This is a genomic window from Glutamicibacter uratoxydans (assembly GCF_006539925.1).
Classification (GTDB): Bacteria; Actinomycetota; Actinomycetes; order Actinomycetales; family Micrococcaceae; genus Glutamicibacter; species Glutamicibacter uratoxydans.
In genome coordinates this window covers 181,811-204,056 of record NZ_BJNY01000006.1, presented here as the reverse complement: position 1 = coordinate 204,056, position 22,246 = coordinate 181,811, and the positions used below count along the sequence as shown (strand labels likewise).

Genomic DNA, 22,246 nt, shown 5'->3' with positions numbered 1-22,246 from the left:
TCGAAATCGATTCTATCGAAATGAGTGCGTGATTCTTGGCTTCTGCCCACCCTATCTAAGATCCAAAAACGAGGGATAGATCAACTTATGAGTGTCTTGGCTCAAATTGAACAGTGGCCAGTGGAAAACGCAGTATCCGTAGTGGTGGATGGAAACGGCAAGATTATCGGCCGACATGGCGACGAAGAAAAGATCTATCCTTTAGCCTCGGTGACCAAGTTGCTGAGCACCTATGCGTTTCTCATCGCTCTAGAGGAAGAAGCAATCAGCCTGGCCGACCCGGCAGGTCCAGAAGGCTCCACCGTTCACAACTTGTTCTCCCATACCGCTGGCTATGATTTCGACTCTGATGTCATTCGCTTCCCCGTGGGAACGAAGCGCGGCTATTCAAATATCGGCTTCGAAAAGCTGGCTGAGCATCTGGAGCGCGAAACAGGAATTGATTTTCCAAGCTATGTCCAGGAAGCAGTCTTCGGCCCGCTGGGCATGGCCAGTACCGAAATTGCAGGCAGCTGTGCTAAGGATGGCAGGTCCACTGCCGCGGATCTGGCCAAGTTCGCCGCCGAGTTGCTGAACCCAACGTTGATTTCTTCAGCCACCATGTCCGAGGCGACCCGCGTGCACTTCGAAGGCCTAGCGGGGATCCTGCCAGGTTATGGACGCCAGAATCCCAATGACTGGGGTCTGGGCTTTGAGATCCGTTCCTCTAAGAATCCCCATTGGACTGGGGCAAGCCACCCTGCAGCGACATTCGGCCACTTCGGCCAATCAGGAACTTTCCTCTGGGTTGACCCCGTGGACAGGATCGCATGCGTCACCTTGACTGATCGAAACTTTGGTCCGTGGGCGGCCGAAGCATGGGCCCCATTCAACGAAGATGTGCTTCGACAGTACTCATAACCCGACTGCTGGTGCTATGCCGCGCCGTTCTTCCGAGGGCGGCCGGCTAGGTACACCCAGGTGCCTGAACCGATCACTGCCGCTGCTAGACCCCACGCCCACCAAGGGTGTCCTGGAATATCGGGGATTTTCCCGGCGGCTTCGATGTCCTCAATAGGTGTCGGAGTCACTCGTTCTGCGGTCACCAGCATGCGGTGAGTATTGATGCCCAATGGTGTACAGGTAACGAGCGTGACAAGGTCTTTGCCGTAGACAGGAATCAGGGCCTTGGATTCGTCGGGCAGGACCGTCTGAGTCTCTTTGACCTCATAGGTCAGGACTTCTCCGAACACCTCAACGGTGAAGCGGTCACCGATCTTCAACTTGGGAAGATCGTTGAAAAGTGTCGCGTCAGGTAGGCCACGATGAGCCGTCAAGACTGAATGCTGCGATTCACCACCTACCGGCAATGAGGTGCCTTCCAGATGTCCTACGCCCTTTTCGAGGGTCGAAGCTGCGGTTCCGTGATAAATCGGCAGATCCACTTTGATCGCTGGAATCTTTAGCCGTCCCATCAGGCCATCGCCGCGCACCTTGAGTAGATTGTTGTAGTCGAGCTCTGATCCGGAACGCCCGTTACCCATAGGGACGTTGCTTGAAGGGGAAAGCTCGGCTCCGCCAACTAGAGCCTTGTTGTATTCATGCGCTTTGAGAATTTCCTCGTGAAGAGCAGAAACACCTTCGCCCGAAACTTCGCTGCTCATCGAGCCGATGATCTTCGACTGGTTGTATTGGGAGAACCAGCTGGCAACCGTCGGGTAGGAAACAGTGAGTGCACCGATCAGGAAAATTAGTGCGATAACAAAAGTGCTCCACGGCATTTTCCATTTGCCGTCACGCGGCCGTTTTCTTCTCTGACGATCTTCGCCGAGTTTAGTCGTGGTGGACACTCGCAGACCTTTTCTTGAACCAAAATCTTTAAGTCGGATAATACGCAATCGGTGGGAGAACTACCATAAGGAAGTCCTCCCACCGATTACCAGTGTTCAGCCGAAGCCAGAACTATTTAGGAGTGGTTGCGGCGTGCGCGGCGAACCATGAGCGCGCCACCTGCTGCTACCATCAAGCCGATGCCAGCAACAGTGAACAGCAAGGTTCCCTGTGCACCGGTCAGTGGCAGATCCGGGCCGGTTGGCGAGAAGTTCTTGATTTCCACGGTGTTTGCGGTAACCGTTCCCTTTTCGACAAGGATTTCGGTCCATGGATCAGCCGGCAGGACGTAACCGTCTGGCGCCTTTGTTTCCACGACCCAGAAGGTCTGGCTCAGCTTATCCCCAAGATGCAGCTTCCAGTTGATGACGCCATTCACATCGGTAGGGGCTGTTGCCAGCGGCTCACCGACAGGATTGCCGTCCGCATCCGGAGCGGAAGCGTAGATTGCGAACTCTGCGCCAGCCAAAACCTTTGCCAGATCATTCTTATCGACCTTGTTGATGATCAGCTGGCCAACATTGGTCGAAGCATCAGGCTTTTCTTCGTTGCCATTGAGCTTGACGCTCGCAACGTTGGGAACCACGCCGTCTTCTGGCACTGCGATCACCTTGCTGTTGACGACAACGACAACGGTAGCTTCAGCGTCGGCAGTAGCAGTGTCGACCAGCTGGAGGCCATTCTCGGTGAACACAATCACGCCGTCGACAATCTCGTAGTCAGCATTAGGTTCCAACGTGGTGCCGTTCAAGGTCACGGCGCCCCAGGAAACGAATTCCAAGGCGCCGGTCATGTCATCAGCGATGGTCAACGACTCATATGGATTGGCAAGGCTTGGAACCTTGACCGAAATTTGCCAAGGAACATTCTGTCCGATGAGTCCCACAGGCGCATCGACGGTCTTGGTCGCGTCAAAGCCGGTCTTGACGTTCTTCGGGTACACGTGGACGTTGTAGTTCCAGGTGTTGTCGGCCTTGTTCGGGTAAGGAATGGTGACGAAGAACGGTTCAACCTTCTGCGAAATCAGGTGGTCGCCCGAGCCAACTTCTTCAACGTAATACAGGCCAGTGTGCAGACCGTTGGCGGTCACCGAGCCGTCAGCGCCAGTCACGACCGGTGTCATGTCGCCAAGAGTAAAGTCGGATCCCACTGCAGGGAAAGGATCGCTCGGAGTGGCGCCCAAGCTGTTGACCTTGTCCCAGCCTTCGCTGACAGTCAGGTCAATCGGATCACCCTGAAAGAGAACTTCGTGGATCTCGAATTCAACGCCTGCAAGTCCTGGGCCTGGCGCTGGATCGATGATGTTGCCATCACCCTTGTCACCGCGGTCGTCGAACGACTCCACGGCGGACTTATGGATTGTGAGGCTGCCTTCCTTATTGACAATGTCCTCTGCATTTGCAGCTGTCACCCCAATAAGTCCAACACTTGCAAGCGCCAAGGTGCTTGCTGTGGCAATAAGTTTGCCAACGCGTCCGGTTGTGCTGAACACTTAACTGCTCCTTACTAATTGTGCGAGTTACTAGGCCGTCCATCCCCAAATTTCGCAGCGGACGGCCTAGCTTCTGAATTGATGCTTACTTCAGCGCGTGCGGCGCTTCAGGAAGCCTCGTACCCCGAGTACAGAGGTGCCAATTGCAAGCACCAAGCCACCCAGAAGATAAATGTGGTCTCGTCCAATGCCGCCGGTGAGCGGCAGGTCTGGACCAGTCACCTGAACGTTCTCAATTGACTTCAAGTCAACTGCCCGTTCGAGGTCCAAGTTGGTAATTGTGAACTCGTGTACCGCATCAGATCGAACATATCCCGGAGGCGCCACCGACTCGGTCAGTTCATAGTCGCCCCAGGACAAGCCGTCGAGCTTGAAGGAACCGGCCGCCGGGTCCTGATCCAGCAGTACATCTACCTCGTCAGTTTCAGCGGCGCATGGTGCCTCGTCGCAGTCGACCACGGTGAAGCTCTTGCCGCCGTAGGTCACGGTCCATTCCGATCCCGGCAGCGGACTCTTGGTTACACTGTCAACCTTGGTCCAGGTCACCGAACCAGGCAGCGCCTTGTTCACCACTGTGCAGGTGACAGTATCGCCCAGTTCGACCTTGACCTGGTCGCCGTCGACGTCCGCTCCCTCGCAGGTCCATGAGCCTTCCTGCTCATAGCCCTGGGGGCCTGCCTCGCTCAAGGTGAAGGTTCCAGTCTCGACTTCGACGTTCTTTACATCGTCGCTGCCATGCTTGCCGGTAACGACGGGCAGGGAATCCTTGCTTGCTGTCAGCGTCCACTGGTCAGGATCCAGTCCAAGTTCGCCGCCATACGGCTCATTGTTGACTTGCTTGACCAGGGTCATTTTCTGCGTGCAGACTACCGTGTTGACCACGTTCACAACGTTGGTGTCGCCATCAACCATGGTGTGTTTGTAGGCTTCGCCAATCGTGACATCTTGGCCGTTGAAGGTAGAAGTCACGGTGCAGGTTGCAGGCAGGCCGGAGACTTTCTCAGAAATTCCGACCTCGTCGCCCAGCAGATTTCCAGTCAAAACGTCGCCGAACTTCGGATCAGTTTGTCCGTCAACTGACAACCCGGCCTCGCCAATTGGCTGCTTGCCGTTGTCGTATGCGTCCCCGTTGATCTTCCAGGACTTGTTGACCTGCAAATCAATCTCCACAGTGTTTGTGAATGTGCAGGTAACATGTGTACCCTTCGCGATCTCAACGCTGTCGCCAGTTAAGGTTCCGTTGTCGCACTTCAAAGCAGTCTGTTGGTACTTTGCTGCAGTTCCAGCCTCTGACAATACGTAGGTACCGTTCTCGATTCTGACGTTGGTTACAGCGTCACTGTCGGCACGACCCGAAACGGTATCTGGACCGGTGGCAGTCAAAGTCCAGTCACTTGGAACGGCGCTGCCACCCTTGACCTCTTTGACGAGAGTCAGGTGAGTACAAGTCACGGTATTTGTGATCTTGTAACGATTCGCGCCGGCCGACAGTTCAAAGTCTCCGATGTTTCCCTTCGGCACGTTGACACAGCCTGCCGGAACGATCACTGGATCGGACTCGCCGATCGTCACCGTTTGTCCAGCTTCGAATCGTGCGCCGGAAGTCCGCTCGCTGTAGGAGGTGCCAAACTCCGGATCGATGACTCCTGAGATAGTCAGCTCTGCGTCAAAGCCTTCCGGCTGCTGTCCATCTTTGAAAGTCTGACCGTCAATCACCCATTCCTTGTCGACGGTGAGGTCGGAGCAAGTGCTGGGAACATCTAATTGTGTCGGCCGGACCCAGTCCTTCAAAGAAGAGGTGTCGTTAGCTGCGGTGTTTGAACGAACATTGAGCCATCCGTAGTTGCCACTGCAATTTGCTGGGCCAAAAAGGGCAGACAGGTTGATTGCCACTTCAGCAAACATTCCGGTATCGATTGTTCTTCCATCCAGCGACTGAATTGGAGCAGTATTGATTGCGCCGGCAAAACCGTTTTTCCCGATCGCAATCCACTGGCCTGAGGACCACTTGTACGCTTGCACAAAGTCTAGATTCGAGTTGCCGTTCTGTTGAATCAGCAAGCGCAAGTCGTTTTCGGAGCGCGTTGTCACCGGAGAATTGGCAGGATTGTTGCCTTTCGCATTTAGTTCGATGGTAAATTGGACGGTTCCCGTATTTCGAGCGATTCGTTCGAACCCGAAGAAAGTAAATACGTCGCCATCAAGCGTTCGCTGTGTCGCATAGATATTGCCCAGGTCTGTTGAATCATTGAGGTTAGACCCGGAGCCACCGTACCTGTTCGAAGACCATGGCCAGTTACTTTCATCAGCACCTTGCGAAAACTGTGTGCTGTCGTTACTACCGTAACCATCGTTCATGACAGGCTGCCCTGGGACCGATGCCCAGTCGTCAGCTGAATTAACGCACAAGTTTCCATCGATTTCGAAACCAGCAACTGTCTGCGATCCTGTTACGGGGTTCTCGCAAGCGGCAACGGCCAGAGCCAATGATTTTGTCTCGTTCTGCGAAGCTTCAGTGGTGCTATTGTCTTCATGCGAAGAATCAGTAGCTAGCTCATCTGCCCCTGGGGCGCTGGCCTTAACTTCCTCGGACGTTTTCTTTGAGGTTTCTGGGTCCTGCTCAGTTGAGGTTGGCGCTGGAGTTTTGGAAATTTCTTTCGGTTCAGTCGTCGGTGCTACTACATCCGAATCTGAATTCTTCATGTTCTTTGCCGACGCGCTCGGTGATTCTTCGACCGACTGAGAATCATGGAGTTCAGATACTTGAACAGACGGTTTCTGACTAAACAACACAGAATCGGGTGAGCTGGACTTCAACGCTTTGGCTGACGGTTCTGCTTCAGTTTCGTGAATCAAGCTTGCTGAAGGCTCGGCCGAGTCCGAAGCTTCAGATGGCTGAACATCAGCAACTTGACTTTGACCAACGGCGGCAATAGCAAAGCCAGGCCCCATAACGACAACCACGATGCAGGTTAAAAGCGCAATAAATATGTTCCGAAACTTCGGACCATTCCCCTGCTCATTGTGCGCCGTCCCCATTTTTGGGCGCACCCATTTATCAAACACAACTGCTCCTACAGATTCCCCAAATACCTGCAAAGCCGTCAGTTAAACTTGAAGGCTCTTTTTACGAGTGAGTACTTGAGGGAAACTGTAGCAAGGGGAAATTAGGAAGACAACGGGAAAGAAGCAGAATTCTCCAAAAATTGAACATTTTAGAATTCAGCCTAGCACTTTGGCTTATTCTGTTGATGTGAATCAAATCATCACTTATTACCGTTAAGTACAAGAATTAAATTTCATGTTTCCTGAAGACGCGACATGATTCCCCAAAATGGGGACATATGCTGTAAAGTGCTGTGCCCTGGAAAATTGAATGACAAAAAGCGCCTGACTAGACGGTATCCGCTAATACAAGCTAGTCAAGTAGCAATCGCTAGGCTCGAGGCTGCCGCCGGGGCCGCGGCTGGCACACCGGGCAGGTGTAGGAAGAACGCCCCATGAATGGATCGCGCCGAATGAGCGACTCGCGCCCGTTGTCCAGGCATCGAAGGCATGGCTTGCCTTCACGCCCGTAGGCGTTAAGTGAGCGCGCAAAGTAGCCGCTTGCACCGTTCACATTGACGTACAGCGAGTCGAAGCTAGTTCCGCCAGCTGCCAAGGCACGCGTCATAACATCGATCAATGCGTCGTTGAGGCGCGAGACCTCGTTGCGGCGGATGGTTGCGGTGTTGCGCAATCCTAAGAGGCCGGCCTGCCACAAGGCTTCATCAGCATAGATATTGCCAACACCCGAGATGATTTCCTGGTCGAGGATCGCGCGCTTGAGCTGTGTAGTTTTCTTACGCAGCGAGAGGTAGAGGTCTTCTACGCTGCGGGCTGGGTCCAAGACATCTCGTGCAATGTGCGACGCGGCCTGTGGGATGAAGGCAGAAATACTTCCTGCCCCGCCGGCTTTGCTGTCTGCGGTGGGCACCAAGGGTGAAAGGAACATGCCGCCGAAGATTCGTTGATCGACGAATCGCAGTTCTGCAGGTGTATCCGCCAGATCGCTGAGCGAGAGCCGGACTTTTAGATGTTTCTCATCGGGTGCGTCAGATTCCTCAATGAGCAGCTGGCCGCTCATTCCCAGATGGGCGACAAGTGCCGCGGGTGTGTCCAGGCCATCCAGTTCCATCCAAAGGAACTTTCCCCTGCGGACCACGCTGGCCACAGTGCAGCCTGTCAGGGTTTGCTGGAAGTCTTCCGGGCCGTCCAGGTGGCGACGGGTTGAGCGTGGGTCGAGCACTTCGACGGCGTCAATCCGTCGATTGCGGACCCACTTGTCCAATCCCCTGCGGACAACTTCAACTTCAGGCAGTTCGGGCATCGACGATTCTAGCCCAGCGGGATCTGTTCGCCCGGGTGGATCTGCAGCCAGGTATTGCGGGCAGCTTCCTGCTCGGCTTCCTTCTTGGACGGACCATGGCCGACGCCGTAAGCCTGGTCGGCAATGACCAATACGGCTTCGTAGCTGCGGGCATGGTCAGGTCCGGTGCCGGTTACCTGGTAGTGCATTTCGCCCAGCTTTTTGGATGCGACATCTTCTTGGATTGCTGTCTTCCAGTCGGTGGTTGCACCCAGTAGGCGGGAATCCTGCAACAGCGGTGCGACAAAGCGCAGAACAAGCGAACGCGCGGCGTCCATTCCCTGCACCAGATAGGTAGCGCCAATCAGCGACTCCATCGTGTCAGCCAAGATCGATGCCTTATCGGCACCATTTGACTGGGCCTCGCCGCGCCCAAGCAGGATATGCTCGCCCACGCCGAGATCGCGGGCGATGATTGCCAGCGCGCGGGTGCTGACAATGGCAGCACGCCGCTTAGCCAGATCACCTTCGGGCAGATCCGGGAACGTTTGATACAGGTACTCGGCTATGGAGAACCCAAGAATCGAGTCGCCGAGGAACTCTAGGCGCTCGTTCGTGGGTATGCCACCGTTTTCATAGGCATATGAACGGTGGGTCAACGCAAGACGAAGCGTCTCGGAATCAATGTCGATTCCGAGACGCTTCAAAAGTTCTTCTTTAGAAGACATGTCTTAGACGTCTGCGACCTTGCGACCCTTGTACTCAAGGAACAGCTCGGTACCGGCCGAGTCGGTGACAACCTTAGCCTGGTGAGGCAGGCTGTAGGTTACGCGACCGTTTTCAACGGTCTTCACCAGGCTCGGTGCGGATGCCTTCCACTGAGAACGGCGGGCACGAGTATTCGCACGGGACATCTTCCGCTTTGGAACAGCCACGACTACTTCTCTTCTCTCTTGTCTGACGTATTATCATTTGCCGCATCATCTGCGACAATGTCGGCCAACTGCGCAAGCGCTGCCCAACGTGGGTCCAGTACAGCATGCTGGTGCTCAGGGTCATCATTGAGATTCACTCCGCATTCACTGCAGAGCCCCAAACAATCTTCCCGGCAAACCGGCTGGAATGGCAGGGCGGTTACAATTGCGCTCCGCACCACCGGGTCGATGTCAATCAAGTCATCGACTACCCAGTACTGATCCACTTCATCATCGGATTCGAATTCTTCGCTCCCCTCATAATAGAAGAGCTCTTGAATATCAGCCTCGTAGTCATACTCGATAGGCTCCAGGCATCGTCCACATTCCCCCGCAATCTGTGCGGTAGCGGTACCCGATACAAGGATTCCCTCGTGCACGGCTTCAAGGCGAAGATCTAAGTCAAGCTCAGATCCTCCACGAACACCGATGAGTGCATTTCCCACATCTGTGGGTGCCAAAACCTGCTCGTTCAGAACTTTCATCGATCCCGGCGAACGGCCAAGATCTTTGGTTGATATAACCAAAGGCGAGTTGCGATCGAGTGCGCCGTGTGGCGATCGATCAGAACGCTTATCGCTAATGATGACTCCTATAGAACATAGTCCGACATTTCATCTTAGCGTGACCAAGGCCCAGTTCCCAAACCGATACAGGACCACTCGGCAAATTTCACTTGTTGCAATGGCCACACTGGCCAGCAGAAGCGCGAAGCCGGAAGATATTTTCTGCGTAACATCTAGATACTCTGCGACTCGCCCGGCCGGGTAATTCTCATTCTCCCCGGCCGGAACCTTAACCTTAACTGTGCGAGTTTTTCTCTTCTGGAAGGTGCCATCATGAAGGTAGTCGACACCTTGGGCAACGCGGCATCCTATGCGACTACCCGGCTGAAGGCCCGAGCCCACCGCAAGTACATTGCGCAGCACGCCACGGAACTGAGCCATCTGCCAACAGGCGGGGAACGCTACCAAGCCGCGTTGTACTTCGCAGACGAAATGGTCAACGCCTACCAGATCCGCCAATGGTATGAACCGTTCAAGCAGCTTGCCGAGCAAGTGCCAACTGTCGTGATCACCAGGCTTCCTGCCACGGCATTGGCTCTGCGCGAAGAGTGCCCGCTGCCGGTGTACTTTGCCCCGGCCATCGAAGACGTTGAGCGCCTGGTGGATACGCAAGATCTCCGCACGGTCTTCTATGTCAACCAGAACATCCGCAATTTCCAGATGATGCGCTTCAATGAACCTTGGCACGTATTCATCTGCCATGGCGAGAGCGAAAAGGCCTACATGTGGTCGAACCAGCTCAAGGCCTACGACTACGTGTTTTCCGCGGGCCAGGCGGCATCGGACCGGCTGGCCAAGCACCTGCGCAATTTCGACGTCGAGACCCGGACCTTTAAAGTTGGCAGGCCGCAGATCGACGTCGAGTACCTTGCGCCCTATTCGCTGAACGAGTCCCTGCCCACGGTGCTCTATGCGCCCACGTGGGAAGGCGACAGGCCGTCGATGAACTATGGTTCGGTGCGATCCCACGGCATGGCGCTGGTCGATGCGCTCATCAAGGACGGCGGGTTCAACTTGATCTTCCGCCCCCACCCGCGCTCGGGCATGAACTCCGCTAAATACGGCGAGGCGGTGCAGTCGATTCGGGACAAGCTGCAGCTGGCAGATTCGACCTCTTCGGCACGATTCCTGTTCGACGACACCGCGCACTGGGGGTGGCAGTGGGCGAAGGCAGATGTCAGTATTACCGATATTTCAGCCGTCGCATATGACTTTCTGGCCACCGGAAAGCCGATGTTCGTGACCACGCCGATCTCTGCGGAAGCGACGCTGATCGACTCCCCCGCGCTGGCCCACGTCCCCGCCCTTGCGCAGGAGGACGCCGCCAATGTTCCGACGCTTGCCCGCCATGCGATGGCGGAGAAGAACTTGGAGCTTGCCGAGGTCGTCGAGTACTACTTCGGCGACATCCAGCCCGGTGCGAGCATGGCGCGTTTCATCGACGCTTCGCTGCGGCTGATCCGCGGCGGCGAAGCCTCCGGCAAGTAGCCGCAGCACCCCCTATAAAAAATGGTTCAGGGCCCGTCAATTGGACGGGCCCTGAAGCATTTTTCCCAGCGGCCGGCTGGGCGGTGCCGCTAGACCTTGGCCAGCTGCAGCAGCTGCTCAAACTGGGCCAGCGCACTGGCCTGGTATTCGGCGGCGTCGAACTTCTTCGGCGCCTGGTAGCCGGCCAGCTGCTGCTCCATGCCGTCGACCAGGCCCTGCACGGAATTCTCCACGAGCAGGCCGTAGCCTCCAACCAGAACGCTGTGCGAGCCCACGACATCGGTGGATACCGCCGGCAAGCCGAGCATGAGCGCCTCGACCATTGCCAGTCCCTGGCCTTCGTAATCCGAAGAGAAGACGAAGCAGTCGGCGCTCTTGAGGGTAGGGAACGGGTTGGCCAGAAGCCCAGTGATGGCTACGACCTCTTCCAGGCCCCTAGCCTCGATCTCGCGGTCAAGATCCGAGTGCAGCGGGCCGTCGCCGATCAGCAGCAGGCGGGTTTCCGGATGGCGCTGGTGGACTTCGGCGAAGGCTTCGAGCAGTTTGGCCTGCCCCTTTTCAGGCGACAGCCTTGCCATGTTGGCGAAGACCGTCAGGTTTTCCCCTTCGAACTCGTGGACCGGCTCGCCCAGCTTTGACCAGGCCAGCGGCTTGTCCAGGTCCAGCAGGTTCTCCGAAACGGTGAACTGCGCCGGGTCCAGGCCGAAGCGCTCGGAGAGCTGTTCGCGGTTCAGGTCCCCCACGCTCTCGGTCACCGAGACCAGCTGGTCGAAGTGCGGGTAGGTCACGAACAGGCCTGACATCGTGCCGAAGCGCAACAGCCACTCGCCGACCATGTCATTGTGCAGGTAGATCAGGGTGCGGTCCGCGTGGGAGTGCGCGGCGGCGAACAGCGCGGCCCAGAAGCGCGAATAGCCTTCAAAGTCGATGGCCGCATCGAAGTGCACGTCGCCGAATGAACGGTGCATTTCACGGGTCATGGTGCCCATGTGGATCTGCTCCGCGGCCGGCGAAGCGTGGCCGCGCTGCGCGTGGAACTGGTCGGAGACCCAGCGCTCCTCTGCGGACATCGTGGTCGCCCCGGCGCGCGGCAGGATCCGCACGTGCTCCGGCAGGGATTCAAGGATCTGCAGGGCATCGGGGTTGTTGGCCACCGCGTTGGTGTCCACCGCAATGGACACCAGGTATTTCCGCGGATCCAGCGCGCTGATCAGGTTCGTGAAGGCGGTGGCGATGCCGTTGGGCTTGAACCCGCCCTGGTAGAACAGCAGCTTGGTGCGTTCTTCCACCGGCTGCTCCAGCAGGTGCGAATCGTCGCCGAAGAAGAAGAATTCAATGACCCGCCCGGTGGCCGCGCCGTCCTCCATCGGGGAGAATTCGGCGGCGTTCTGCGCGAAGTTGGCGTGGGCTTCCACGCCCTGGCCGGAGGTCAGGCGCCGCACCTCGGCGGCCGCGTCATCAATCTCGTCGTAGACATTGCCTGGCCACGTGGCGCGGTCGAAGTACAGCCCGCGCTCGGCCTCATAGGCTTCATAGTCCGGCGTGTAGAAGACGACCGGGCGGTTCATCGGCAGGTAGTCGTAGAAGATCGAGGAGTAGTCGGTGATCAGCACGTCGACTACCGCCAGCAGCTCGTTGGTGTCGATCGATGCCGGGACAATGGTCGCATCCAGGTCTGCGTCGCCGATCAGCTGTTCGGCGAAGCGGTGGGCGCGGAAGAGCATGTGGTGTCCGCCCTCGGCCAGCTTGGCCAGGTCGTCGACCAGCCCTGCCACATCGTAGGAGCGGTCCTTAAGCTGGCCGCGCCAGGTGGGCGCGAAGAGCACGATCTTCTGCGTGCTGTCCGCGTCGATGCCCAGCAGTTCAAGGATCTCGCCGCGGCGCTGGGCGCTGAGGTTCAGCGTGCTGTCGATGCGCGGGCTGCCGGTCAGCGCGACCTTGCCCGGGAAGAGGCCGTCGAGGTCGTGGTCCACCGACAGCGTCTTGAAGGTGTGTTCGTTGGGGACCATCATGTGGGTGGTCGCCATGAAGTTGCGCTGCACATTGCGGTGCTCGGCCACGCCGTCCTTGACCAGCTTGCCCATGAACTTCAGCGGCGTTCCGTGCCAGGTGTTCAGCACCTGCTGGCCCTCGCGGCGCAGGAAGTAGGTGGGGAACGTCGCGTTGTTCACCAGGTACTTGGCGGTGCCCAGCAGCGAGATGTACTTGTCCGAATGCTGCTTGACGATCGCCACGTCGGCATCTTCAGCCAGCTGCTGCGGAATGGAGCTCTGGTCGTTATACACCCAGGCGTAGCGGAATCCGGCAAACCGCGGGTCCTGGCGCATGGCCTGGTAGATGGCGAACGGGTGGCAGTGCACGTTGTTGCCGTGGGAGGACTCGAAGAGCACGAGATGCTCGTCCATGGGCTGCGTGTCTCGAGCATGGATGGCCAGGGCTCCGCGGCGCCGGCCCACACCTTTGAGCGCGTCGCCGGTGCCTGCCACCGAGATTTCGGTGAACATGAGCATGTGCTCGAAGTACCGGCAGGCGGTTTCGAACTCGCCCAGCTTGGCGAAGGCGCGTCCGGCACGGGCCTGCCAGCCGCGTTCGGTGGAGGAAGCATGCCACAGCGCCTGCGCGAACTGCTCGGCCGCTTCGCGCCAGTCGCCTGCGGCTTCCGCTGCGGCGCCCAGCTGGAAGTGCTCGTTGCCGCGCAGGCCCGCCCACTTGGAATCCTTGTCCTTGCCGGCGTAGTAGCCCCACGCGTCGGCGGCCAGCAGGTACTGCTTGGCCGCGCGCTCGAACTGGCCTTCGCGCTGCAGCGAGTAGCCAAAGCGGAAGTAGGGAACTTGGGGCTTGATCGCCTGCTGCTCGCCCAGTTCATAGACGAAGGCCTCGTAGGCGGCTACCGCGTCGCGGTGCCTGCCGGCGCGGGCCAGCACCCGTCCGCGGGCATAGCTGGACTTCACGCGCTCTTCCGCCGTGGCGCCGAGCTTGGCCGCCGCGGCGAAGAACTCGGCCGCCTCGTCCAATTTGAACAGGCGCGAGGCCACCTCGCCGGCCCGGTAGTTCAGGTTCCAGCGTTTGGCCGGATCGCCGCCCAGTTCCAGCTGCCGCGTGTAGGATTCCAGCGCCTTGGCCCACTGTTCATTGCGCTCGTGCAGCCTGCCGATGCCGGTCTGGTGCACCAGTTCGCTGTTGGAAATGGCCACAGCCTGGGCATAGGCCTGCTCCGCCTGCTCGGCGCCGCCCAGGGATTCCAGGGCCTGTCCCAGCGCGTAGTGGTACTTCAGTACATCGTCGTTCAGCTCGATGGCCCTGCGATAGAAGTCCGCCGCCTGCTCGAAGCGGGACATGAAGCGTGCAGCTTCGCCTGCGAGATAGAACCATTCCGGCTCGCTCTCGTGCTGTTCTTGGTAGGCCTCGCGGATATCTAGCTCGCGCCAGCGCTGGCCGTGGTCCTTCAGGAAGGTAGCGATCGCGCCGCTGGCTTCGGGGCTGTCCGGGAAGTCGACGAGCATCTGGTCCAGGATTGCCAGCGCCTCGTCGTTCCGGCGGGCTTGGCGGGCGCATTTTGCCCAGCGCACGCGCCAGTTGATGCGGTCGGGTTCGCCTTGGCAGGCTGCTTCGAAGAGTTCCAGCGCGCGCTCGTAGTTCTTCATGCGCTGCATGTTCAGTGCCAGCGTCTGGATCCACCCATAGCGGTACGGCTGGCGGGCGATGGCACCTTCCAGATGGACCACTGCATCTGCGTACTTCTTGCACTTGTACAGGCTCAAGCCATAGGAAAACTGCACTTCGGGTGCCGTGGAGACTTTGAATCCCAGTACTTTCTTGTAGTACAAGGCGGAAATTCTAGTCCTCTTGATCCGGTCGATCCGACGACCAAGACTTAGGACAACACGGGTACGAAATGAGTTCACGAGCAACCTTCATGGTGAATAAAAAATTATGCTGCCAAGACTTTGAATCCGCCTACGACCGAACCAGGCTTGAGCAAACATGAAATCTTCTCACATTCAGCTTGGTATTACCTTGAAACATGAAGCCTCTTCGTCAATACCCCTGCCGAATGCAGTGCCCCGGCGATTCATTGCCTCCGGGTCCCAGGTGGTTTTGCGAGTTCTAGCTGTGCCAGCCCTTGAATTCGGCCAGCTGCCCCTCGCGGGTTTCAATAAGGTCAGCCACTACCTCTTGGAACCGTTCGGTGGACTGGCCCAGTTCCAGGTCGCCAAAGTAGAACTTGCGCATCTCCCGGCGCTGCTGGGCGTTTTCGTCCTTCAACAGGCCGGTTTCCAGCAGTTCATCGACTGAACCGATGCTGTCCTGGTCGATGACCGGGCAGGCTTGGGCGATGGGAGCGTCGCGCAGCAGCCGTTCGCGGTTGCTGCGGCGATCCGAGATGATCAGCGGCTTTTCGGGCTGCAGATACAGGTAGTCCAGGCCAACGCTTGAAACGTCGGTGATCAGCGCGTCGGTCGCCTCGAACATTGCAAGAATATTGCCCTGTTCGGAGACGATGTGTTCGCCGCCAGCGGCATTCGCTTCGGCAATCAGCTCCATGATCTTGGCATGGCCCTCGGCAACGCCCGGAGTCTTGCTTTCCTCGACCCGGGGATGCGGCTTATAGATCACCCTGAACGCAGGGTTGGACAACAGCGAGGCGACAATGGCCGTGCCGTACAAATCAATGGACGTGTAGTTGTTGTCTTCGTTCTCGCCTTCCCAGGTGGGAGCGTAGAGGACGTCGAACTTCCGGCTGGGTTCCAACTCCGGCGCAAAGTTGATGTCAAGCTGCGGGCGTCCGACGACCACCAGCTTGTCCAGGTCGAAGTCGATCAACATGGCCTCGTGGCGCTTGATTGCCGCGGGGCCAGCGACGAAGACCTTGTCATAGGCTTTGGCCTTGTTCGACACCATTGACAACTTGTCGCTCTCGCCATGGTTGACATGCACATGGACCAGGCGCGGGTGATCTAGGGACTGGAAATTGCTGCGCGAGTTGTTCACGTAGATCACCAGTTTGAGGTCGTTGTCGTCATAGAGGTCCATCAGGTCGCCAAAGCGGCGGACGAAGGCGCGAGGCAGCGCGGAGATCTTTCCGGCGGCCTTGTAGGCGCCCACCGACCGGAAGACCAGCAACACCTCGTGCTTCTCATGCAGTTCTTCAAGCACCGGCAGCCACTGAGTGAGCTGGTAGATCTTGTCCGCTCCATCGCCGAAATACACTGCGACGGTGCCAGGGATCGTGATATTCGAAATTCCGACGCTTGCACCTGCGGGATTGGAGTTGAATCCCATCAGCTGCGAGGCACGCCGCACCAGCGGCTGGCGTCCCAGCGCATTGAGCGAAAGTCTGATTCCGGCCTTGAACGAGCCACTCACTTCGTTGAACTTCCTTCTGTTTTTCCTGGTCTTAGCGAAACATCGATGGACGAGCTGTTGGTTAAGAACCTAGCTCAGTTCCTTGACGATCTGGCTGAGCGTATCAAGGGTGTTCTTCAGGGATTCGACGTGGCGTTCGTCGAATTCGCTGAGCACGCGCTTCATTTCGGTGGTCGAGATGCCTGCGGTGCGCGGCAGGTAGACAACTTCGACCTCGTCGCCCAGGTCGTCGAAGTGGCCCTTCCAGTCCTCGCCGATGCCGAAGACCTTCGCATCATACTTCTTGATGTCCAGGCGCTTCTGCTCCCAGTTCTCTTCCGGGATGGCCAGGTCAACGTACTTGATGGCCTCGACGATCTGCCGGCGCTGTTCGAACGGGACAACAGGCTTCTTGCCCTTGACCGCGTTGAACTCGTCGGTGGACACGCCGACGATCAGGCGGTCGCCCTTTTCCTTCAGACGCTTGAGAATGTTCAGGTGGCCGATGTGGAACAGGTCGAACGTTCCATAGGTCAGAACTGTTTTAGTCATGTTTACCTCCAAGCCACCTTCGTGGTGGATCATCGTAGCTGTAGCTGGTTCCGGGCTGTGCGCACGGACCTCAGATGACCGGCGGCCTGCCGGCCAGGGTCATCCGAAGCAAAGTCTTCCATTTAAGTTTAGGGCGCGGGTCCTTGTACCAGGGACTGCCCTTCCATCCGGCGCGCCATCCCGAAAGATACTGCTGCACTGCGCTGCGGTTCTTGCGCTGGCGCAGGCATTCGATGAGCATCCACGAGGTCGGGTAGATCCAGGTGAAAGGCGCCGGCAGGTTCCTGCGGGCAAGCCACACCCGGTTGCGGGCGTTGAGCCGGTAGAACTCGTCGTGGCGGCGCGGATCGACGATCGGGTGGCCGATGCGCATGTCCCCCGCGTACCAGACGTAGGTCCCGGTGTCCCAGACGCGCCAGGCAAGTTCGATCCCTTCGTGGGCGTACCAGAATCCGCCGGCCCATCCCCCGGTGGAGTCGAAGAGCTCGCGCTTAGTGACCAGGCAGGTTTCCCCCACGTGGAAGACCTTGCTCGGCTCCACCGCGGTGCGCTTGTTCAATCGCGGAATCCACCGGGTGGGGTTCTGGTCCTCGTGCTCGGGATCGGTGATCCGTGGCTGCAGCAAACCCATTTTTGGATACTTCTCGAAGCGGCTGACGGCACTGGAGAGGAAGTCCTCATCGAGGAACCAGGAGTCGTCGTCGAGGAAGCAGAGGTATTCGCCCTCTACCTGGGACACGCCGGCATTGCGTCCGGCGGGGATGCCCAGATTCTCCGGCAGGAAGTGAGTCTTGATCGGTGCCGGAATGTCGACAGGATCCCATCCATTGCCCACGACGACCGCGTCGATGGACACCCCGCGCTGGGCAAGCAGCGAGTCCAAGGCGCGCCGAAGTTCCACCGGGCGGTTGCCCATGGTCAGTACGACGACGCCGATGCTCGGCTTGGTTTCTGTGGACATCAATTCCTCAACCTTGGATGGACAGCGTATCGGCCGCTAGGCCTTGAGCCTGGACGAGGCCATATTCGACAGGAAATGGCCGATGTTGACCAGCACGCAGGCCGGAAGCAGGATCCAGATCATCCACTTCTCGGCCAGGCCGGGAACTCCCGCCACTGCGGAAACCACGGAACAGGCCAGGATGATCAGGCTCAGCTCTACCGCGTGCAGCAGCTTGTGGAAGGGCATGAAGCGCGCGAGGGAGCGCAGCCGTCCGATCAGGGTGGTGGTGGGCACCGCCCTGGCGGCCGCGGTGTCGGGCAGCTTGCCCAGCCCCGCCATGCCGCGTGCGGCGTGGACCATCAGCGACTGGGAGCGGTTGAGCACCAGCAACACCGAGAGGCAGGCGGCCATGAACAGCGTCGGCCAGGCCTGGCCGGCAGTGTCCTGCGTCGCGGAGAGCTCGGTGAACACCCGGTAGCCCAGCGCGATCGGAATCAGCGCCTCGGTAGTGTGGTGGCCCACCATGTCGATGAAGATGCCGCGCGGGGACTGGGTCCCGCGCCAGCGGGCCACTTCCCCGTCGGAGCAGTCGAAGTACAGCTGCACCTGGGACAGGACCACCGCCAGCAGCGGCCCCCAGATCCCCGGAATCAGCAACGCCAGCGACATGCACCAGCCGGCCAGGATCATCAGCCCGGTCACTCCGTTGGCTGAGATTCGAGTGCGGACCAGCACAGCTGTCAGGTAGATGGAAATGTGGCGCAGGTACAGCTCGGCTGTCCAGTGCTCGGCGTTCTTTCGGGCCCTGACCTCGGGCGGCTGGCAGACGGCGCGCAGCTGGTCCAAGGTGGGGCTTTTCGGTCGGTCTACGCTCACTTCACGCGGCCTTTATCCAGCGTGCCGGAAGCGCCGAAGAGGCGCCCCTTGACGTAGCCAGCGGCCCACGGAAGGTGGATCAGCGGATAAGCGGCGGCGGTCAGCAGCTTCTCCTTGATTCCCACCGCCGAACTGCGCAGCCCTGCCACCAGGCACACGCCCGCATACACGATGGGGCCCGCCTGCGCGGCGCTCATCAGGAAGTTGACAAAGCCAGGCACCGAATCCTCCACCATGGGCTTCACGAAGACCGACGCGATGCCGATCCCCAGGCCGAGCAGCATCAGCGGCGGGATGTCATGGCGCAGGGACTTGCCCTCCGGGAAGCGGCGGGCAATTTCCCCTCGCCAAGTACCGGAGGCAAAAGACTGGTTGATCAGCGCGATGAAGTTGTCCCTCGGGTAGTAGCCGACCTTCAGCTCCGGGTCGAACCAGACCTTGTATCCGGCCTGGCGGATGCGCAGGCACAGCTCCCAGTCCTGGGCGCGCCACATGCTCTCGTCGTAGTAGCCGACCTCTTCAAAGATCTCCCGGCGGAAAATACCGAGGTAGGCAGATTCTGCTTCGCCTTCGGGCGCGCCCGAATGGTAGGCAGGGCCGCCGAAGCCGAACTTCGAGTGGTAGGAGGCGGCGATCGCGCGCTGCACCGGGGTCTTGCCGCGGGCGTCCATCAGGCCGCCGACGTCGTGGGCGCCGACCCGGAACAGCGTTTCGACGCCGCGCTGGGTGTAGTTGGTGGGGATCTCGCTGTGCGCGTCCACGCGGATGATGATCGAGTGCACTGCCTGCGCGATGGCAAGGTTCAGCGCAATCGGGGTGCGGCCCTGCGGGTTGTACACCAAACGGACACGTGAGTCGGAGTCGGCAATGCGCTGGGCGACTTCGTCCGTATTATCGGTGCTCGGTCCGAGCGCCACGATCAGTTCCTTCTCGCCCTCGTATTCCTGGGCAAGGATGCAGTCGATGGCCTCTTGAAGGTAATCGGCTTCATTGAGCACCGGCATTATGTAGGAAACACCGGGTGATTCAGTCATGTGTCCCCAACTCTACTTCTTGTGCTTCTGATAGGCCTCGATCACCGTTTCCGGGTCGCCGTCCATTTTCTGGACGCCTTTTTCAATCCAAATACAGCGGTTGCAGGTTTCCTTGATGGAGTTCATCGAGTGGGACACCAAGAACACGGTTCCGGCGCTCTCGCGGATCTCGCGGATCTTTGCCTCGCTGCGCTTGCGGAACTTCGCATCGCCCACCGCCAGCGCCTCATCCACGATCAGGATGTCGTGCTGCTTCGAAGCGGCAATGGCAAACTTCAGGCGGGCGCCCATGCCGGACGAGTAGGTGCGCATCGGCAGGTCGATGAAATCTTCAAGCTCTGCGAACTTGGTGATTTCTTCGCGCATCTGCTCAACCTGCTGGCGGTTGTAGCCGAGGGCCAGGCCACCCAGGGTGATGTTCTTGTCTCCCGACAAGTCGGGGATCAGGGCGGCGCCGACGCCCAGCAGGCTCGGGCGCGACCGGGCATACACAGCGCCGGCGGCCGGCGGGGTCAGGCCGGTAATTGCCCGCAGCAGGGTGGACTTGCCCGAACCGTTGGAGCCGATGATCCCGATGGATTCGTTCTCGTAGGCCACAAAGGAGATGCCCTTCAGGGCGTGCACGGTGCGGATGCCGCGGGTGCTCGCAGGCTGCAGCAGGCGGCGTGCCCCTGCGTTGCCCACGGCCTTGCCGCTGGAGTACACCTGGTACTTCACATGCAGGTTGTCGACCATGACCACAGGCACCCGGGCAGGGTCAACCTGCAGGGTGGAGGTCTTGATGTCTTCCGGACGGATGACATCGATGAACGAGGTGTCGTCCGAGAAGATCGGCGCCGGCTCGTATTCGGGATGTAGATCCGGGTTGATCAGGTCGTCGAAACTAATTGGTCCGGCCATAACGCTCCTCCGCCTTCCAGAAGTACACAAGTCCAAATGCCAGTGTCAGCACCGACCAGACGCCGACCACAACCCAGGCGAAAGGGTCGTAGGGTGCGTCGTTCATGACCATCGCGCGGGCGATCTGCAGGAACTGGTAGAGCGGGTGGAAGTCGAAAATCCGGACCAGCCAAGGCCAGTGGTTGAGGATGCGATCAACGCTGAACAGCACGCCAGAGGTGTACATCAGGGCGCGGGTAACCAGCGGAAGGATCTGGGTGAAGTCCCTAACGTGCACGGTAATGCGCGCGCAGATCAGCGCGATGCCCATGTTGAAGACTGTCATCAGGGCAATCAGCGGCAAGATCACAAACCACGACCACTTGGGCGTGGTGCCCAGGATCATCGCGTAGATGAACATCACCACGACCATCGGCATCAGCGTCAGGACGTTTTGCGTCACCTGGGCGACGGGCAGCGTCAATCTGGGGAATGAGAGCGATTGCACCAGCGCCTGGTTGCCCGTGATGGACTTGGCGCCGCCATTCATCGAGGTGGTGAAGAATTCGAAAAGGAACACACCGATGACAACAAAGACTGGGAAGTCCGGGCCCTTGGCACTTCCCTGGAGGACGCCGAAAATGACGCCGTACATGATGGCGTTCATGGTCGGCTTCAAGACAACCCAAATCATTCCCAAACGGTTCTGCTGGTTCTGCCGCTGAACCCTGGCCTTTGCAAGCTCATAAATGAACTCACGACGTTCCCAAGTCTGCTTCAGATAGTTAGCCAAAGATGGGCGAGCACCAACACGGTGCAAACCATACTTTTCGGCCTCCTCTGCGACTGTCATGTGTGAAATGTCCTCAATATGTTCCGTCAATTAACATCTGGCAAAAAGCGCAGACACTTATTCAAAGTCTAGTAGATCGATAGGGTTTTCCTGCCCATCCATGCTGGCATAAACGCCAGCTGTAGCGTCCGTCACTGAATATCCCTACTCTTGCGGAGGATTATCCTTCAAGTATTGGGCCATGGTATCGGTTTTCAATGCTTCGCTAATTTGGGCAATCGCCGCTTCATTCGGAAGTTCAATCGACTGCCCATCCGGGCTGGTCGACGAGCCCGCCGTCGGCATGGTGAACATCTCCATGTGCTCAGGATCGACATTCTTCAACTGCATTCCCAAGCCAACCATCGTTGCAGCGTCAAAATTGCTGTCGAAGGTAAGGTACGGGGAGACCTTGTCAACGATGTCGTAGAGCTTGACCGGGTTGGTCAGCGTGTCCTTGGACAGCAGCTGGCTAGCGGTGGCGGCGATGAACTTGCGCTGGTTTGCCACGCGCTGGTAGTCGCCATTGGTGAAGGACTTGCGTTCGCGCACAAACCTCAGCGCCCTATCCCCCTCCAGGGTGATCTCGCCCTTGGGATAGAAGTAGTCGGTGTCATGGGCAGTGAACGGGATGTCATTTTTGACCGTCACGCCGCCCAGCGCGGTGGAAAGTTCCTTGAACCCGTCGAAGTCGATCATCGCAACATGGTCAATCTTCGTGTCCAGCATGCCTTCAAGGGTCTGCATCAACAGCGGGACGCCTCCCAGGGAGACCGCAGCATTCAGCTTGTTCTTGCCATGTCCGGGGATGTCCACGTACATGTCGCGCACCGTGGACATCACGTAAATCTGGGAGCGGTCTTCCGGGATATGCACGAGCATCATGGAGTCGCTGCGCTGGCTCACTGCACCATCCAACGCAGCGGACTGGGCAGAGTCGTCATCTGCATGGTCCACGCCGACCAGCAGAATATTCATCGAGCCGTCATCGGGGTCTTTCACCGGGCGGGCATTTTCCTGCTCCTGAGTGAAATTCAAGTCGACGGT

18 protein-coding genes are annotated in these 22,246 nt (G+C 58.5%); 2 read left to right on the top strand and 16 right to left on the bottom strand.

The window, feature by feature from the left end; genetic code table 11:
- Positions 1-87 precede the first annotated feature (87 nt).
- Positions 88-900 carry a serine hydrolase domain-containing protein gene (locus tag AUR04nite_RS06575; RefSeq protein WP_141363186.1) on the top strand — a complete coding sequence of 271 codons (813 nt, stop codon included), beginning with the start codon at positions 88-90 and terminating at the stop codon, positions 898-900.
- 14 nt (positions 901-914) lie between these two features.
- On the opposite strand, the gene AUR04nite_RS06570 is transcribed toward AUR04nite_RS06575, so the two are convergent.
- The 7 genes from AUR04nite_RS06570 to AUR04nite_RS06540 form a co-directional block, all read right to left on the bottom strand.
- Positions 915-1,829: a class C sortase gene (locus AUR04nite_RS06570; RefSeq protein ID WP_246055413.1), complete on the bottom strand. Its 915-nt coding sequence runs from the start codon at positions 1,827-1,829 to the stop codon at positions 915-917.
- Positions 1,830-1,945: 116 nt separating this feature from the next.
- Positions 1,946-3,361, bottom strand: coding sequence for a SpaH/EbpB family LPXTG-anchored major pilin (locus tag AUR04nite_RS06565; RefSeq protein WP_170184117.1), 1,416 nt, complete (start codon positions 3,359-3,361; stop codon positions 1,946-1,948).
- 90 nt (positions 3,362-3,451) lie between these two features.
- Positions 3,452-6,427: a SpaA isopeptide-forming pilin-related protein gene (locus AUR04nite_RS06560; protein WP_141363182.1), complete on the bottom strand. Its 2,976-nt coding sequence runs from the start codon at positions 6,425-6,427 to the stop codon at positions 3,452-3,454.
- A gap of 370 nt (positions 6,428-6,797) precedes the next feature.
- A complete protein-coding gene (gene mutM / locus AUR04nite_RS06555) occupies positions 6,798-7,730 on the bottom strand; it encodes a bifunctional DNA-formamidopyrimidine glycosylase/DNA-(apurinic or apyrimidinic site) lyase (protein WP_141363180.1) in 933 nt (310 codons plus the stop codon).
- Between the two features lie 8 nt (positions 7,731-7,738).
- Complete coding sequence (gene rnc / locus AUR04nite_RS06550) at positions 7,739-8,437, bottom strand: ribonuclease III (RefSeq protein ID WP_141363178.1); 699 nt, start codon at positions 8,435-8,437, stop codon at positions 7,739-7,741.
- Between the two features lie 3 nt (positions 8,438-8,440).
- A complete protein-coding gene (gene rpmF / locus AUR04nite_RS06545) occupies positions 8,441-8,644 on the bottom strand; it encodes a 50S ribosomal protein L32 (RefSeq protein ID WP_141363176.1) in 204 nt (67 codons plus the stop codon).
- A gap of 2 nt (positions 8,645-8,646) precedes the next feature.
- Positions 8,647-9,168: a YceD family protein gene (locus AUR04nite_RS06540; protein WP_141363174.1), complete on the bottom strand. Its 522-nt coding sequence runs from the start codon at positions 9,166-9,168 to the stop codon at positions 8,647-8,649.
- 354 nt (positions 9,169-9,522) lie between these two features.
- Here AUR04nite_RS06540 and AUR04nite_RS06535 point away from each other — a divergent pair, with 354 nt between their 5' ends.
- Positions 9,523-10,737, top strand: coding sequence for a CDP-glycerol glycerophosphotransferase family protein (locus tag AUR04nite_RS06535; RefSeq protein WP_141363172.1), 1,215 nt, complete (start codon positions 9,523-9,525; stop codon positions 10,735-10,737).
- An 89-nt stretch (positions 10,738-10,826) separates the two neighbouring features.
- Here AUR04nite_RS06535 and AUR04nite_RS06530 read toward each other — a convergent pair whose 3' ends face one another.
- The 9 genes from AUR04nite_RS06530 to AUR04nite_RS06490 form a co-directional block, all read right to left on the bottom strand.
- A complete protein-coding gene (locus AUR04nite_RS06530; protein WP_141363170.1) occupies positions 10,827-14,564 on the bottom strand; it encodes a CDP-glycerol glycerophosphotransferase family protein in 3,738 nt (1,245 codons plus the stop codon).
- 280 nt (positions 14,565-14,844) lie between these two features.
- On the bottom strand, positions 14,845-16,104 hold the full coding sequence (locus tag AUR04nite_RS06525; protein ID WP_141363168.1) for a CDP-glycerol glycerophosphotransferase family protein: 1,260 nt from the start codon (positions 16,102-16,104) through the stop codon (positions 14,845-14,847).
- Between the two features lie 69 nt (positions 16,105-16,173).
- Positions 16,174-16,635, bottom strand: coding sequence for an adenylyltransferase/cytidyltransferase family protein (locus AUR04nite_RS06520; protein WP_141363166.1), 462 nt, complete (start codon positions 16,633-16,635; stop codon positions 16,174-16,176).
- Positions 16,636-16,705: 70 nt separating this feature from the next.
- Entirely contained in the window at positions 16,706-17,596 is an 891-nt protein-coding gene (locus AUR04nite_RS06515; RefSeq protein WP_141363164.1) for a glycosyltransferase family 2 protein, read from the bottom strand.
- A gap of 36 nt (positions 17,597-17,632) precedes the next feature.
- A complete protein-coding gene (locus AUR04nite_RS06510; protein WP_141363162.1) occupies positions 17,633-18,454 on the bottom strand; it encodes a CDP-alcohol phosphatidyltransferase family protein in 822 nt (273 codons plus the stop codon).
- Positions 18,451-19,488 (bottom strand): glycosyltransferase family 2 protein, encoded by a 1,038-nt coding sequence (locus AUR04nite_RS06505; protein WP_141363160.1) that lies wholly within the window; start codon positions 19,486-19,488, stop codon positions 18,451-18,453. The genes AUR04nite_RS06510 and AUR04nite_RS06505 overlap by 4 nt, the downstream gene beginning before the upstream one ends.
- A 12-nt stretch (positions 19,489-19,500) precedes the next feature.
- Positions 19,501-20,388 carry an ABC transporter ATP-binding protein gene (locus AUR04nite_RS06500; RefSeq protein ID WP_141363158.1) on the bottom strand — a complete coding sequence of 296 codons (888 nt, stop codon included), beginning with the start codon at positions 20,386-20,388 and terminating at the stop codon, positions 19,501-19,503.
- Positions 20,372-21,220 (bottom strand): ABC transporter permease, encoded by an 849-nt coding sequence (locus AUR04nite_RS06495; protein ID WP_141363156.1) that lies wholly within the window; start codon positions 21,218-21,220, stop codon positions 20,372-20,374. Before AUR04nite_RS06495 ends, AUR04nite_RS06500 begins: the two co-directional genes overlap by 17 nt.
- Positions 21,221-21,364: 144 nt before the next feature.
- Complete coding sequence (locus AUR04nite_RS06490) at positions 21,365-22,237, bottom strand: LCP family protein (RefSeq protein WP_246055412.1); 873 nt, start codon at positions 22,235-22,237, stop codon at positions 21,365-21,367.
- Positions 22,238-22,246 lie beyond the last annotated feature (9 nt).